Here is a 14,427-nt window from a genome sequence, read left to right as displayed (position 1 = left end):
AGCCTTTTGTACTTGTAATGCAATTGTGATTTTTATTTGATAGTGCTCCATTAGCTAGAAAAGAAAAAAGGCTCTTAATGCAGTTTGCATTAAGAGCCTTTTTTTGCGGGAGAATATCAGATATGAATCTTATAATCCATACTGAACAAAGTTATCAATAAGGGTGTTGACACCTTTATGTATTGCTTTGTCAAAGAGCATATCATATTGACGATCGGCATATACGGATTCAGGTGATACCTTGACATCAACTCTGTTTGTCCAGACAAGATTTCCAGTGGCTGCCTCCTGTACCCAAATACGCATCTGAACTACGGCCTGATCAACCTGGCCGCCATTTTTTGCCATGTGTCCAGCACCTGCACCAACAGCTCCCCACACCACACCACCACCAACGTTATTGTCAAATCCGAGTGTGTCGGCATTATACCCTGTGATGGCACCCAGGGTTCCTGGAAGAAGCATATGCCCCCAGTCATCATATGTGTCAGAACGAGCAAAACCATTCAGTGTCTGGCTACTTAACCCCAAAGTAAATGGAAGCAGACCTTTTTTCCATGGTATCCACGTATTCTCTTCTCGGGTTTTAAACTCAAGGAGTCGCCCACGAACAATGTAATCGGCATTAAATTGACGGCCTATTTTCGCAACGGCTTTCTGGTCAAGGGCATGGGTCCCTGGGCTTCCTGAAACAGTTTCACCTGAACGCATTTTCTGGTCTTGAATATACGTCCTTAAGTGACTTTTCATCAATTCCGACCATTCATTGTTCAGTTCTTCGGATAAACTGGCTGTTCTGTTTTCATCATATGGAATGACGCTGACGATTTCTTCAGCGACAAGATATCCGAATACGTCTTCCTGGATAGCAAGGCTAAAGCCGTTGGCAACTAGTCTGTCCGTTATTGCCTCAGTGACTGCCAGGTTCCTTCTGTATGCACCTGCGATGGAGTCAGCACTGGTATAGTCGGCGAAAGGAAGGATGACAATAGTCTGTCCTTTACCAGGAGCATTGGGATTTGGAGGATCCGCAACATAGAGGGTCTCCACAACCGTATTGCCGCAACCCATAACGAGTACGGCTGAGAGCAGATAAAGTATGTATTTTAACTTCTGCATAATTTTCTCCCTGAAAATTCTTATTGAATCGTGGTATTAAAGTTGATTGAAATTTTTTATATAATTCGTGGTCTAAGTAAGATTATAAGCTCTCTTTTTCTGCTTATTTTTTCTTCGTAGCCAAAGAAGTATTTGAAAAATGGAATATTGCTGGTTCCTGGTACAAATGTTCCGCCATTGTCTTCAACATTTGAAATTAGCCCACCAATAACCAGCATTTCCCCATCTCTGACCCGGACTGTTGTACTCATTTCCCTGACATTAATGATCGGCAATCCAACCTGGCCAAGACCAACATCTCTGTATTCAATGGGTTCTTCAAGTTCGGAGGTGACTGGAACCAAGTTGAGAATGATTTCATTATCTTCGAGGATGTTTGCGGTCAGTGCAAGGCCGACTCCAGATAGAACCCGTTCGGTCTCTACGGTGTAGGAAACCGTTCCGGTGTCATTGTTGACATCAGATTCAATGCTGTCTATGTATGTGACATTTCTTCCCACGGTAATAAGTGCAGGCTGCCCATTCAAGACACTGAGTTTTGGGTTTGAGAGTATGGTCGTTTGTCCCTGCTCTTTAACGGCATTCAGGAAGGTATCCATGGTAAATGCGGCAAGTGATATGGCGGCTCCACCTCCTTCAGTAATGAGGTGGGTAATGGTATCTGTTGTGGAAGCTGCCAACGATCCAACTGATGTTATGGTATCAGTTACCGCACGGGTGGATGTGGTTAGCCCGTCAATATCGGTGTCTCTGTTGGTAGTGTCATTATAATCCCTCCCCCAATCGCTTGAAGCGGTATTGGTATTACTGTCTGAATCCGAACGGGTTTTGGCACCACTGTAACTAGCACCAACCGTGAGATTTTTTAATAGCATGTTCCAGTTGAGGCCAATAGACGAGGAGTCAGTTAATTGGACTTCAATAACCTTAGCTTCGATGGAAACCTGTTTATATAATTCTCTCTTAAGATTCTTAAAATAGAGTTCAAGCTTATCCAGAAGTGGTCGTGGTGCATGGACAGTAATCAGACCAACAGGTTTGTCTATGGTGTATTTGTTACCAGAAGCAGAAACCTGCTTGGTTGCCTTGCTTGGGGTAGTATCAGCTGTGTCCTCATTTTCTGCAGGAGTGCTCTCCGGAACCGAGGTAACTGCAGATGTCGACCAGGTGTCAAGGATAGCATTCATGTTATCTTCAATGTTTTTCCAGATATCGAATTCATTCCCCTTGGAATCCAAACGAATAGTTCCTTCAATATTACTTGCAGCATCGTTACTGCCAAGGACATTGCCACCCGTTGCAGTTTCGTAGAGCTGTTTAGTAAAGGGCATTGCAATGTGGAATTGTCTCGTCTCTTTATAATGGACCACAATGGTCGAACCATTCATTTCATGGTAATAATCCACCTGACGCAGAAGGTTGTCAATAGCACTGTAGAAATCGTCATCAGCGCTTATATCAACATCAACAAGCACATTCTGGTCAACATCACTTGCCCACGAAACGCTCATCTTTTTCAAGGCAGCAAGCCGCTTCAGAATATCCCAGAGCGGTTGAGGACCTTGGGTGGAACGAATAGAGGCCCCAACTTTAATTATGACATCATCAGCAACTTCATCGATGCTTTCACTGCTTGAGGTGTCAACCATATAGGAAGGTGCCTGATACTGTACAGGGAGTTGAGTTTGTTCTTCAACCGTCTCGACCGGGACTGGAGGTGCCTCCGGAAGGTCTACTTCAGGTTCGCCCTTGTCAGGTATGCAGGAGGCAACGGAGAAGGAAAGAAGAAGAAGGCAGCTTAACTGCAGCATTGATGTTTGAAGCTTCATGGAAAACCCCTTGGGCATTGAAAAAGAAAGTTTTGGTCTCATTTCTATAGAATTCTGAATTATTGAACAATCTGATTGTCTTTCATGGCTAATCGGCCGCGGATATATTTCTTCAACCCTGGAACCAGCTGATAACCAGAATACAACAACGACTTGTACTGCTCTGTTGCTTTTTGTGTTTGTCCCATGGTGTCATAGAGTCTGGCCCTTGAAATCATGGTTTCAACTGTATCGCTGTAATTTTCTGCGTACTTGTTAAGAAGTTTCAGTGCCGCTTCAGGTTGTTCTTTCTTTTCACTGAAAGCAGCGTAACTGATAAGTGCTTCCTTCATTGGTGGGGTGCCGCTTATGCTTTGTGCGAAATATTCCATTGCTTCTGAAACCTGATCCATGTTGGCTGAGGCAATAGCACCATACAACGCTGCCTGATAATCGTTTTTATTGATCTTGAGTGTTTCCTTGGCAAAATGAATAGCTTTGGCATATATTTTGAGATCAACAAGGTATAGAGCGGCAAGTCGGTTAGAAATTTTCGCATTTTCGGGCCATAGGGCAAATGCTTGCTCATATAACCTGACTGCGTCTTCGAGGTCGTTATTTTGTTCCTCAATTTTTGCCCTGCGAAGTAATTCCTTTGCCTGCATAATTTCTGCGGGTTGGTTAGTTGACTGCTGGATGATCAGAGCTTCCTGTTCTATGACTTCAGCGTCCGCCTCAAAGGAGAGGTTGTCAGACGCACGTTCTGGCCATGCGAACTCTTTTTTTGCTGGATAAATAACAACAGTATTATGCCGTTCTTCTTTTTTTAGATCTTTTAAGTTCAATATAATGTCGAGAGCAAAATCCCATGGGACATCATTGAGGGCAAGGGTTAAAGAACCGTTTACGGATTCATCGACGATAAGGTTGATACCACTGATCTGACGAAAAAGTCTGAAGACATTATGGAGGTCTATTTTGTAAAAATCAACACTGATACGAGTTGCCTTGTAGCCTGAGAATTCAAATGAATCCTGCATAGCCTCGGCGGCCGTCACATTTTCTTCAGATATTAGTGATTTCTGCGTCAAGGCGGCTTCCGAGGAATCTATAAGCGCATCAAGGGTTGGATCTGAAGTAATCGCTTCAGCACTTATTGAGTTATCTTTGAGTTCTTCGGGAGCCGGAACTGACTCTGGAGCATTCTGTTGTTGTCCTTTTTCGTTAATGGTTACCAGTAAACCCTGTGGAACTGTTTTGATGTCATAGGAAAATAGTCCTTCAGGGGCTGCATCAAATACCACTCGAACTCCGGAACCCCTGGTTGCAACACGAATTTTAGAAAGGCTTGTTCCTATGTTTTTTTCACGTATTAATTCGGAACCATTTACATTGTTGATATCGATATACATGGAATCAGGAAGGCCGTCACGCCCTGTTACGGTATCTTCTCTATAATCCTCAATTGCCTGGTCTGCCTGAAAGAGGATCTCGGTCTGGTTGTCATCTTTTCGTACAACAATGTCGTGAAGTGCGGGGGGGGCAGTTGCATCAATATTTTTGTCAGCTTTGAGTTCTGTTGTACCAGTTGTATCCTGTGGAAAAAGACGAATTGTAAGGTCATTTTCTACCCGCTCAACTTTATAGGTGTGACTGTCCGCAAGGGTCATTTCAAAGCGGGTAATAGATGGACTTTTATCCTTGAGGGTAGTGATTGTTATGGTGGTGAAATCATTTGCCGGGATAATTTCAGCCAGGTCTATAGATTCATTCAAATTAGCATCGGCAATATCTACAACCAGCCGGGCAGGAGAAAAAAGTTCATACATGGTGTATGCAGGAGGACTGTCACCTTTCAGCACCATGAGCAGGCTGTTGTCCTGTACATCTGCTTCAATGTTCTGAATTGAGTAAACACCCGTTTCTGCTGCCTGAACGGAATGTGTCAGGAGAAGGAAAAGTGAACAGCAAATGGCCAAATAGTACGTGGAAAGTTTTGTATGCATTGTTTATTCTTCTCCCTCTTTCTTGAGGAGCATCACAATTTTGCTTGTTAGTTTTTTGCCAGCTCTGGTAAAAGCAGTTTCTTCAATCTTGACTTCGTTGGTTTGAATGGCGGTGACGATTCCGCGCTTTCCAATTTTCATTCCTGTACGGAGAATATATCCCTTTCCTGTTGTATCTTCAGCCATCGCAAAATCGTTATCCCCTGTCATGACTATTGCGACAAGATTTAACTGTCCTGGCTCAAACAATTGCATACCTGATAATTGTTCGTCAACCGGTAGAATTTCATTAATATTTGCTGATGTGGCTTTTTCTGAGATAAAAGGCTGGAAAGGATCGGGTCTATTTTCAATGCGGTATTCAAAAAATGCTTCCGGCGATTGTCCGGGTGAGGCTAAGGTCAGTTGGGTTGGATTTTCCTGGGGTGAAGAAACAGGAAGTGCAAGTGCCGTTGAACTGATGGGCATTGTTCCCAATAATAAAAATGTTAATGATTTGGCTAAATGTGGCCTTGTGTTTAAGAATGATGTTTTCATAGGCTGACAGTCTGTTATCTGCGTTTTTTGCGCTTTTTCTTCGGGTCTTCTTGTTTGCTGATCTGTACATTGGTAAATTGGTAAGTAACCAGGCGGCAACTTGAATTGAGAAGCATTTCTGAGCCCTCTTTTTTAGGACCCCCCATGTTAATGTTTGCCACTGTCACTATTCGATCCAGCTTGCTCACCTGATTCAGGAAAATTCCCATATTGTGGTAAGGACCACGAACCTTGATGTCAACTGGAATCTCAGAATAGAAATCTCTGGGGATATCAGCATTTGGTTTGAAGGTGAGAAAGTCCAGTCCAGATCCGCGGCCCAAAGCTGAAATATTTGTCAAAAGACTTGGGATTTCCTTTTCTTTTGGAAGCAGTGTTGCAGTTTCTGCAAAAAGTTCCTCGGTGGCATCGAGTTCAGCTTGCAATTTGCCCTTGTTTGCAGCTTTTGCCTTCGCTTTCTGGAGTTCTTGAGTCATTGCAGCCTTCTGCTGTGTCAGACGGGCATGGTTTTTGTAGTGTGGTTGAAGCCACAAAAAATAAAAGAGAACCACTGGAAGTAAAAAGAGAATAACCGCCAAAGCAATTTTCAGCTTTTTGTCAAGCGGGATGTATTTCTCGTCTATAAAGGTCGCGAATGCGTTAGTCTTTTTCATATACCGCAGTGTTTATTCTGAGTTCTAGTTAGCTTTTTTCTGACTTTCTTCTGGCGGACTGACGATGTCACAAGCCAGTGAAAAGCTTTTTAAATCCCGACCAGAAACTTTTGCCAGAGATGCGTTTGAAAGATTTACCTCACTGATGTATGGAGAGTCTTTCAGGGCATCCATGAATTGGGCAATAGTTTGGTTGTCCAGTGCCACTCCCGTTAAGGACAGATTAGCTCCCTGCTGCTTTAACGATTTGAGCCACATTCGTTTGGAATCGACTTTTTTTGCCACTTCATCCAGGATATGGACCGTTATGGCTGAGTCTCTTCTGAGCTTTTTAATAATGCCTATTTTGTTTTCAAGATCTTTTTTAGTCTGCTCAAGTTTTTTCATCTCTGCAAGAATAGGAGCATACTGTTGCTTCTCTCTCTTCAGTTCTGCAATCGATGATTCAATGTTTTTTATTTGAGTGCTTTGTAAAAAACTGACAGTCCCTAAAATAAGAAAGAGAAAAATAAGCAGGGTGAGGAAACTTATTATCTGATTACGCGCCTTGGCGCGTTTTTTCAGCTGACGTATGGGAAGGAGGTTAATTCTTAGCATAATTTCAGCCTATATAACTGATGGACGGATGGCAATCCCTGTTGCAATTGCCATTTCCGGGCCAATGTTTTTCAGATAATCCGGATCAATTTTATTCTCATTGACGGTCATATTACCAAAAGGGTTAAACAGTTCCACTGATATACCAGTCTCATTGGAAAGAAAATCAATAAGACCCGAAACTTTTGAGCCACCGCCACTCAGAACCAGACGTGTTAGAGGTGAGTCCGAATGGTTTGCATGGTAAAGATCAATTGCTTTCTTAATTTCAAGCACCCATTGGGTACAAGTCGTTGAAAAGATATCTGCAATCTCTTCCTGTTTTTCTTCTGCCGGGATGTGGCCAAGTTTCAGGGCTTCAGCCTCCTCGAACTCAAGATCAAAAGCTGCCTGGATCTGTTCTGTCAATTGGTGGCTGCCAACAACGATGTCTCGGGCAACAACGGAAATACCATTGGAGATAATGTTGATGTTCATCTTGGACGCGCCAATGTCTACCAGTGCAACATTTTCATCCTTCGGGTAGTTGTATTCGTATGTGTTTTCCAGTGCGAAACCATCGACGTCAACGATCACAGGTCTGAGGTCCAGATCCTCGAACATTTCCAGGTAGTCATCAACAATTTCTTTTTTAGCAGCCACCAGCATGACATCGGTCCTGTCACTATCTTCCCTGTTGGTTTTAAGATCCTGGAAATCAAGGTAAACGTCATCAATATCAAAGGGAATATATTGTTCTGCTTCAGACTGAATATGCTCTTCCAGTTGTTCTTCTGACATAACCGCAAGGTTAACCTTTTTTACTATAACTGAATAGCCTGAGATGGAGAAACCAATTTTTTTCTTCTTTATTTTTAAACTTTTAAATAGTTCGGCTATTGTTTTACCGACAATTTCAGAATCGTTCAGGGTACCATCATCGACTGCCCCTTCCGGGAGTGTTGCGCTACCCAGATTAACCACGGCGTAAGCCTTGTCGGTTCGTTTAAGCTGGCAGACCTTTATTGCATGGGAGCCGATATCAATACCGACAACAAGGTCTTCACTGGAAAAGAAAGGCAGATTCATGAGTATCTATTTATTGGCATGAGAAATATAATAATATCTGCAATCATGTTGTCTTATGTGATCACAGGCATTGACGACTAAATTATATTAAGGACACAAAAAAAAGTGTTTGTCAAGGAGTGGTGATATAAAAGCCGATATTTTCTTGTTGCTAAAACAGGTAGTTAAATAATGGGAAGACCATTGATTGTGTCATTTTGTACTATATATAGGTATTCTGCCTAGGCGTGGCTCACTATGTGGTGTAGTCTCCTGAGGTGCGCTGGCTGAAGGTATTGATTTTATTTTATATGTGACAACTCTTTGTAGGGTGTCTTGAAATTGGTCTTACTTTCGAGTAGTTTTGTTTCATTGTGTGGTTGTCAGGTTATTTTAATGTCTCTTTATGGGAGTTTCCAGTGCTGAGTAGTCAAAAGCCCCAAAAATCAGTTGTTCGCGAGTACGTTGAAGCGATTATCATAGCTATTATACTTGCTCTCTTTATTCGGAGCTTTATTGTCCAGGCTTTTAAGATTCCTTCCGGTTCCATGTTGCCAACTCTTCAGATTGGTGACCATTTATTGGTAAATAAATTTATCTATGGGGTTAAGATCCCCATGACGGGAAACGTGCTTATTCCCTGGAAAAGTCCTGAACGTGACGATGTCGTGGTCTTTCGCTTTCCAAAAGATCGCTCTATTGATTATATAAAAAGGGTTGTCGGCATTGCCGGTGATATTGTTGAAGTGAAAGACAAACAACTCTTTTTGAATGGAGAACCTATTACTAATCCCCACGCCCATTTCACCGAAAGCACTGTTATGGCCGCAGGTACAGGGCCTCGAGATAATATGGGGCCGGTAAAAGTTCCCGAAGGTACCCTGTTTGTTATGGGGGATAATCGTGATAACAGCTATGACAGTAGGTTCTGGGGCTTTGTTCCGTTAAAGGATGTCCTTGGAAAGGCTTTTATTTTATACTGGTCCTGGGATCTTGATGAGCCGCTTATGTCAGTTGATCGTTTTACTTCCATTCGCTGGGGGCGGATTGGTAACATTGTCTATTGAGGGTGAGTACAAAAAACGTGAAAGACGCCTATCAGTTCAAGCATAAACATATCCTTGGAATAGAACAGCTATCTGTTGCCGATATCTTTCATATTCTGGATACAGCGATTTCCTTTAAAGAGATATCCAGCCGTTCCATCAAAAAAGTTCCCACCCTGAAGGGAAAGACTATTATTAATTTTTTCTTTGAACCTTCCACCAGGACACGACTCTCCTTTGAGATAGCGGCGAAACGTATGAGTGCAGATACCTTTAATATTGCTGCATCCACCAGTTCTGCCACTAAAGGTGAAACGCTGATTGATACGGCCCGTAATCTCCAGGCCATGAATCCTGATACTATAATCGTCAGGCATGGTAGCTCCGGTGCACCTGGTCTTCTTGCCCGTCATGTAGAGGCTTCAATTATTAATGCTGGAGACGGAACTCATGAACACCCCAGTCAGGCACTTCTTGATATGATGACAGTTCGTGAACACAGGGGAACCGTAGAAGGACTGAAAATTGCCATTGTCGGGGACATAGCCCACAGCAGAGTCGCTCATTCTGATATTCTCGGTTTTACAAAGCTTGGTGCAGAAGTAAGAGTTGCAGGCCCTGAGACGTTTATGGTTCCTGGACTTGATGCACTTGGCGCAAGAGTTTGTGGCTCCATTGTCGAGGCAGTGACAGATGCCGATGTTGTAATGGCTCTTCGTATTCAGCGGGAACGTCAGGATGATCCCTTGATTCCTTCGCTTCGTGAGTATTCCCAGTTTTATGGCATTAACCATAATCTGCTTCAAAAACATGCTCGCCCCGATGTGCTGGTTATGCACCCCGGCCCTATTAATCGTGGTGTGGAGATGAATCCGGACGTCGCTGACGGAAAGGGGTCTGTGATCCTGGAACAGGTGACTAACGGTGTGGCCGTACGGATGGCGTTATTATATCTGGTGATGGGACGGGAAGGAGGGAGAGGATAATCATGACAACAGTGAACAGGTTAATCCTTCAAAACGGACGTCTTCTCGATCCAGTTACCGGTGTGGACGCAAAGGGAGATCTATGGGTAGAAGATGGTGTTATCGTTCCTGCACAGAAAGAAATCCCTGAAAACAGTGAAGTTTATGATGTGCATGGGAAGTGGATTGTTCCTGGGCTTATTGATATGCATGTCCATCTCCGGGAGCCGGGTGAGGAGTATAAGGAAACTATAAAATCTGGTACCAGGGCTGCTGCGGCAGGAGGTTTTACTGCTGTTGCATGTATGCCAAACACTACTCCCGTAAATGATTGCGCCTCTGTTACTCAGTTTATTACCAAGGCTGCCACCAGAGAAGGCTCGGCAAGAGTGTATCCTGTTGGCGCTATCAGCAAGGGAAGCAAGGGGGCGGGGCTTGCAGAATATGGTGAATTGAGGCAAGCAGGCGCTGTTGCAGTAAGTGACGATGGGCTTCCTGTTCTTGATAGTCAGTTGATGCGTCGAGCGATGCAATATGCCGGAAGTCATGACCTTCTGGTGATTTCTCATTCTGAAGAGATGGCATTGAGTCGAAATGGTTCGATGAATGAAGGGGTGGTCTCCACCCGTCTCGGGTTGCGCGGAATTCCTGCTGCTGCTGAAGCGATTATGGTATATCGGGAGATAGCCCTGGCAGAACTTACCGGGCAGCGAATCCATATTGCCCACGTCAGTACCGGGGCGGCTGCCGAACTTATCGCTCAAGCGAAGGCAAGAGGCGTGCGGGTGACTGCCGAAACAGCACCCCATTATTTCACCCTTACCGATGAGGCGGTTGGCGATTACAATACCAATGCCAAAATGAATCCTCCCCTGAGGACAGAAAAAGACAGGCAGGCAATCAGGAAAGGTCTGCAGGACGGTACCTTCGATGCCATAGCCACAGATCATGCCCCCCATTCCGTGTTGGAAAAAGAACTCGAGTTTGATCGGGCGGCAAACGGGGTTATTGGTCTTGAGACATCATTGTCCTTATCCTTGGCTCTTGTCAGGGATGGGGTGATTGGTGCACTGCGTATGGTAGAGCTGATGTCTTCAGCCCCGGCACGAATTTTACAGGTCGAAGGTGGAACGATTGCTCAGGGAAATGTTGCAGATATAACGGTCATTGATCCGGAAAAAAGATATGTCTTTACGGAAGATTCGATTCTTTCCAAGGGGAAGAATTCTCCTTTTCTTGATTGGGAACTGCAGGGGAAAGCAGTGCTGACAGTTATGGGAGGCCGGATCACGCACAATGAACTGACGTGAAATCGCATCAACTTCCTGAAGACACGTATATTTTTCAGGAGATACTCAGCTGAGTGTGGCTCAGGTCTTGATGTAATCAGTTGGATCTACAATCCCGGCTTCGCTGAAGCCCTTCATGCGCAGCACACAGGCGTCGCATCTGCCACAGGCTTTTCCGCTAACCGGATCATAACAGCTATGGGTTGTGGCGTAATCAACCCCGAGCCCAATACCCGTTTTAATAATTTCCGCCTTACTCATATTCAGTAAGGGGGCCTGAATAGAGAATCTTCCCGTTTTCTCAATCCCTGCTCGAGTTCCCAGGTTTGCCATTTGTGTGAAAGATTCCAAAAATTCCGGGCGACAGTCCGGATATCCTGAGTAGTCCACTGCATTTATGCCAATAAAAATTTCCGTTGCGCCAAGTACCTCTGCCCAGGCCACAGCGTGGGCCAGAAAGATGATATTCCGTGCAGGGACATAAGTAATGGGAATTTCTTCCGCATTATGTATCATGTCTCTATCTTTAGGGACGTCTATGGAGTCTGTAAGAGCAGAACCACCGATTTTATCCAGATCGAGGTTTAAGATAAGGTGTTTAGCAACTTGGCTTGCATCGGCAATTCGCCGGGCTTTTTCCAGCTCAACAGTCTGTTTCTGGCCATATTGAAAACTGAGGCAATAGCATGAGTAGCCAGCTTCCTTGGCTATAGCGAGAACGGTGGTGGAGTCAAGGCCTCCACTGAAAAGAATCACTGCTTTTTTGTTGTCAGGAATCATGGCTGTTATATGGTGTTATTTGAGAAAGCAGGGGATTGCTTTTCGTATAGAGATTGACTCAGGCCGGACTTCTGCTTGATAGGCGATTATCTGTACCCCTTTATTGCTCACTTCAGCAAGAGTGCTGGCGTAGACTGGATCAATATGAGCGGCTGGCCTGAAGCGATCCGCATCACTGCGTTGAATGCAAAAAAAGATAACTCCCTGGTGTCCCTGTTTTACCAGACTTGCCAGTTCTTCGAGATGTTTAGTTCCCCGTGTTGTTACAGCATCTGGAAACATCGCCCAGCCCTCTTCAACAAGGGAGCAGTTTTTTATCTCCACATAAATTTTTTTGTCTCTCTGTTCAAGGAGCAGATCGAGTCGACTTGATTTTGAGGTGACAATTTCTCTTGTTATTCTGTCGATATTCTGAAATTCTTTAATGCGGCCCTCATGGATAGCTTCGGCCACAATTGTATTGGTGAGCCCGGTGTTTACTCCTATCCAGGTGTCATTTTCCCGTATCATCTCCAGAGTCTGAGGGTATTTACGATTAAGGTTGGGAGAAGTGGAGAGCATTACTTGACTACCAGGAGTTGAACAGCTTCGCATAGTTCCGGTGTTCGGGCAGTAGACAATAATTTTCCTGCCTTCGGCAGTGGTTACATCGGCCAGAAAGCGTTTGTAGCGTTTGACAAGTGTGGCCGATTGGAGCGGGGTCTCAAATTGCATGGTCAAATGGAGTGGATTTTTGTATCAATTATGTTTAATCTTTGAAGAATCATCGAATTTACAGTATAAGGAATGAATGCTGAAAGGGGAAGGAGAAAGCACCGACCTCATTGCATTTCGTCTATTTGATACCGTCTGTTTTTAGAGTGCAGGCAGAAAATACAATACCTCTACAGGAGAAGCGTTGTTATGAAATTAGGTTTAAACGGCATGGGTCGAATTGGAAAACTCTCCCTCTGGCACCACGTCTCAAGGAAACATTTTTCAGGACTGGTGGTTAACGTTGGCCGTGAAATCGGTCAGGGATTGAATGACCTTGCAGCTTCGGTAGAGCGGGATTCATCATTTGGACGCCTTGGCACCTATCTGCATGGCCACAGGGGCGGCAGGGTGATCGAAGAGCTGAATGAAGAGGCTGGAACCATGGTTATTAATGGTGTGCCGGTGAAATTTCTTCGTACTGCCAGAAATCCTAAAGATATAGCCTGGCAGGAAAATAATGTGAAGCTGGTGGTGGATACCACCGGGGCGTTCACTGATCCCACAGCTGATGCGGATGCGGGGTGGGGGGCCTTACGTGGCCATCTGCAGGCAGGAGCTGAGAAGGTTATGCTGTCGGCTCCATTTAAAATTAAATCTAAGGGCATTGATATGCCAGCGGATGCTGTAACGGCAGTTATGGGAATAAATGATGAGGATTATGACCCATCCAGGCACGCACTTATCTCTGCCGCATCCTGTACCACCACCTGTCTTTCCTACATGATAAAACCACTGATGGAATCCATTGGCGCAGAAAATTTCCTGAGTGCTTCCATGGTGACGGTTCATGCGGCAACAGGCAGTCAGAAGGTTCTTGATACTCTGCCAAAGTCCGGTGCTGCAGATCTCAGGAAAAATCGTTCAATTCTTAATAACATTATTCTGACCACCACGGGAGCAGCCAAGGCTCTGGCTCTGGTTATCCCAGAGATGCAATCCATTGGGTTTATTGCAGAATCTGTGCGGGTTCCCACCTCCACCGGGTCACTTATTGTCCTGGTGATGAATTTTCAGGACGATCTTGACAGCCCGTTGAAGCGGGAGCGGATCAATTCCATTTACCGTGAATATGCTGAAAACAGCAAGTATCTTGAATTTTCCGAGGACCAGAATGTCTCTTCGGATATCATAGGTGTCCCCGAGGCTGCTGCCGTAATTGAAGGAACGGAGACGCATACCCGGACAGCGTCTATTCCAGTGAACCTTCAGAAACTGAAGAGCTGCCAAATTGATGCTGGGGCTAATCATATCCTTAATGTTCCCATCACCCAGGCCGTAGTTTATGCCTGGTATGATAACGAACTTGGAAGTTATACCAATACACTGGGCGATCTGACGGTAACCGTCGCTGATAAGATGCTGTAGGTATGCATATCCGCCAGATGAATGGTGGGGATGTTGCGACCGTGTCAGCCATTGAGGAACGCAGTCTTTCAGCATGGAACAGGCAGCAGATCCGTTCTGAGCTCCAACGAAAATACGGGATTGCTCTTGTTGCCGTGGCTCCGGATGGTGAGGTGAGGGCCTGGTGCTGTGGTTTGCAGACGGGTGTTGAGGCAGAGCTTTTAAAAATAACGGTAGGCCCTGAAGTTCGGAGATCGGGCATTGGCAGGGCTTTGTTGCAGGAGTTCTGCTCAATTGCGAAGGGGCAGGGAGCCGAGCAGATATTTCTTGAAGTTCGTTCCCAGAACCATCCAGCATTAAGGCTCTATGAACAACACGGTTTTTTGAAAACCGGAAGACGTAAAGACTATTATAAAGAGCCTGTGGACGATGCCGTTATGTACGTCCTGAGGTTGAACGACGATCCAGAATAAGAGGAAG

At 44.8% G+C, this 14,427-nt stretch carries 14 protein-coding genes; 5 read left to right on the top strand and 9 right to left on the bottom strand.

All coding sequences use genetic code 11. The features are described from left to right. Positions 1–129 precede the first annotated feature (129 nt). The 7 genes from UWK_RS04050 to pilM are packed head-to-tail and all read right to left on the bottom strand — an operon-like array spanning position 130 to position 7,788. A complete protein-coding gene (locus tag UWK_RS04050; RefSeq protein WP_015403074.1) occupies positions 130–1,119 on the bottom strand; it encodes a hypothetical protein in 990 nt (329 codons plus the stop codon). Positions 1,120–1,175: 56 nt separating this feature from the next. After that, positions 1,176–2,948, bottom strand: a complete 1,773-nt coding sequence (locus tag UWK_RS04045) for a type II secretory pathway, component PulD (protein ID WP_015403073.1) — start codon at positions 2,946–2,948, stop codon at positions 1,176–1,178. 59 nt (positions 2,949–3,007) lie between these two features. After that, positions 3,008–4,933, bottom strand: coding sequence for an AMIN domain-containing protein (locus UWK_RS04040; RefSeq protein WP_015403072.1), 1,926 nt, complete (start codon positions 4,931–4,933; stop codon positions 3,008–3,010). A gap of 3 nt (positions 4,934–4,936) precedes the next feature. After that, entirely contained in the window at positions 4,937–5,470 is a 534-nt protein-coding gene (locus UWK_RS04035; RefSeq protein ID WP_153304818.1) for a hypothetical protein, read from the bottom strand. A 14-nt stretch (positions 5,471–5,484) separates the two neighbouring features. Then, complete coding sequence (locus UWK_RS04030; RefSeq protein WP_015403070.1) at positions 5,485–6,123, bottom strand: type IV pilus inner membrane component PilO; 639 nt, start codon at positions 6,121–6,123, stop codon at positions 5,485–5,487. Positions 6,124–6,147: 24 nt separating this feature from the next. After that, positions 6,148–6,720, bottom strand: a complete 573-nt coding sequence (locus tag UWK_RS04025; RefSeq protein ID WP_015403069.1) for a PilN domain-containing protein — start codon at positions 6,718–6,720, stop codon at positions 6,148–6,150. 9 nt (positions 6,721–6,729) lie between these two features. Beyond that, entirely contained in the window at positions 6,730–7,788 is a 1,059-nt protein-coding gene (gene pilM, locus UWK_RS04020) for a type IV pilus assembly protein PilM (protein WP_015403068.1), read from the bottom strand. Positions 7,789–8,186: 398 nt separating this feature from the next. Between pilM and lepB the strand changes: the two genes are divergently transcribed. From lepB to UWK_RS04005, 3 genes are read left to right on the top strand one after another with little or no spacing between them, the layout of a single operon-like run. Continuing rightward, entirely contained in the window at positions 8,187–8,834 is a 648-nt protein-coding gene (lepB, locus tag UWK_RS04015; protein ID WP_015403067.1) for a signal peptidase I, read from the top strand. A 2-nt stretch (positions 8,835–8,836) separates the two neighbouring features. Further along, the gene (locus UWK_RS04010) at positions 8,837–9,799 is read left to right on the top strand and encodes an aspartate carbamoyltransferase catalytic subunit (RefSeq protein WP_322740788.1); all 963 of its coding nucleotides are present in this window, start codon (positions 8,837–8,839) and stop codon (positions 9,797–9,799) included. Between the two features lie 2 nt (positions 9,800–9,801). Beyond that, positions 9,802–11,088, top strand: a complete 1,287-nt coding sequence (locus UWK_RS04005) for a dihydroorotase (RefSeq protein WP_015403065.1) — start codon at positions 9,802–9,804, stop codon at positions 11,086–11,088. A 60-nt stretch (positions 11,089–11,148) separates the two neighbouring features. On the opposite strand, the gene queC is transcribed toward UWK_RS04005, so the two are convergent. Further along, positions 11,149–11,847, bottom strand: coding sequence for a 7-cyano-7-deazaguanine synthase QueC (gene queC / locus UWK_RS04000; RefSeq protein WP_015403064.1), 699 nt, complete (start codon positions 11,845–11,847; stop codon positions 11,149–11,151). A gap of 15 nt (positions 11,848–11,862) precedes the next feature. Then, positions 11,863–12,561 (bottom strand): DNA/RNA nuclease SfsA, encoded by a 699-nt coding sequence (gene sfsA, locus UWK_RS03995; protein ID WP_015403063.1) that lies wholly within the window; start codon positions 12,559–12,561, stop codon positions 11,863–11,865. A 189-nt stretch (positions 12,562–12,750) separates the two neighbouring features. Between sfsA and UWK_RS03990 the strand changes: the two genes are divergently transcribed. Both UWK_RS03990 and rimI read left to right on the top strand, forming a co-directional pair. Continuing rightward, positions 12,751–13,968 (top strand): type I glyceraldehyde-3-phosphate dehydrogenase, encoded by a 1,218-nt coding sequence (locus tag UWK_RS03990; protein WP_015403062.1) that lies wholly within the window; start codon positions 12,751–12,753, stop codon positions 13,966–13,968. A 2-nt stretch (positions 13,969–13,970) separates the two neighbouring features. Then, a complete protein-coding gene (rimI, locus tag UWK_RS03985) occupies positions 13,971–14,420 on the top strand; it encodes a ribosomal protein S18-alanine N-acetyltransferase (RefSeq protein ID WP_015403061.1) in 450 nt (149 codons plus the stop codon). Positions 14,421–14,427: the final 7 nt, after the last annotated feature.

The organism is Desulfocapsa sulfexigens DSM 10523 (genome assembly GCF_000341395.1).
In the GTDB taxonomy this organism is placed as follows: Bacteria; Desulfobacterota; Desulfobulbia; order Desulfobulbales; family Desulfocapsaceae; genus Desulfocapsa; species Desulfocapsa sulfexigens.
This window is presented reverse-complemented; position numbering and strand designations above follow the sequence as displayed.

Bases quoted from the DNA above. Each gene is read 5' to 3' on its own strand.
- UWK_RS04050 (WP_015403074.1), bottom strand. From the start codon at position 1,119: ATGCAGAAGTTAAAATACATACTTTATCTGCTCTCAGCCGTACTCGTT.
- UWK_RS04045 (WP_015403073.1), bottom strand. From the start codon at position 2,948: ATGAAGCTTCAAACATCAATGCTGCAGTTAAGCTGCCTTCTTCTTCTT.
- UWK_RS04040 (WP_015403072.1), bottom strand. From the start codon at position 4,933: ATGCATACAAAACTTTCCACGTACTATTTGGCCATTTGCTGTTCACTT.
- UWK_RS04035 (WP_153304818.1), bottom strand. From the start codon at position 5,470: ATGAAAACATCATTCTTAAACACAAGGCCACATTTAGCCAAATCATTA.
- UWK_RS04030 (WP_015403070.1), bottom strand. From the start codon at position 6,123: ATGAAAAAGACTAACGCATTCGCGACCTTTATAGACGAGAAATACATC.
- UWK_RS04025 (WP_015403069.1), bottom strand. From the start codon at position 6,720: ATGCTAAGAATTAACCTCCTTCCCATACGTCAGCTGAAAAAACGCGCC.
- pilM (WP_015403068.1), bottom strand. From the start codon at position 7,788: ATGAATCTGCCTTTCTTTTCCAGTGAAGACCTTGTTGTCGGTATTGAT.
- UWK_RS04005 (WP_015403065.1), top strand. From the start codon at position 9,802: ATGACAACAGTGAACAGGTTAATCCTTCAAAACGGACGTCTTCTCGAT.
- queC (WP_015403064.1), bottom strand. From the start codon at position 11,847: ATGATTCCTGACAACAAAAAAGCAGTGATTCTTTTCAGTGGAGGCCTT.
- sfsA (WP_015403063.1), bottom strand. From the start codon at position 12,561: ATGCAATTTGAGACCCCGCTCCAATCGGCCACACTTGTCAAACGCTAC.
- UWK_RS03990 (WP_015403062.1), top strand. From the start codon at position 12,751: ATGAAATTAGGTTTAAACGGCATGGGTCGAATTGGAAAACTCTCCCTC.
- rimI (WP_015403061.1), top strand. From the start codon at position 13,971: ATGCATATCCGCCAGATGAATGGTGGGGATGTTGCGACCGTGTCAGCC.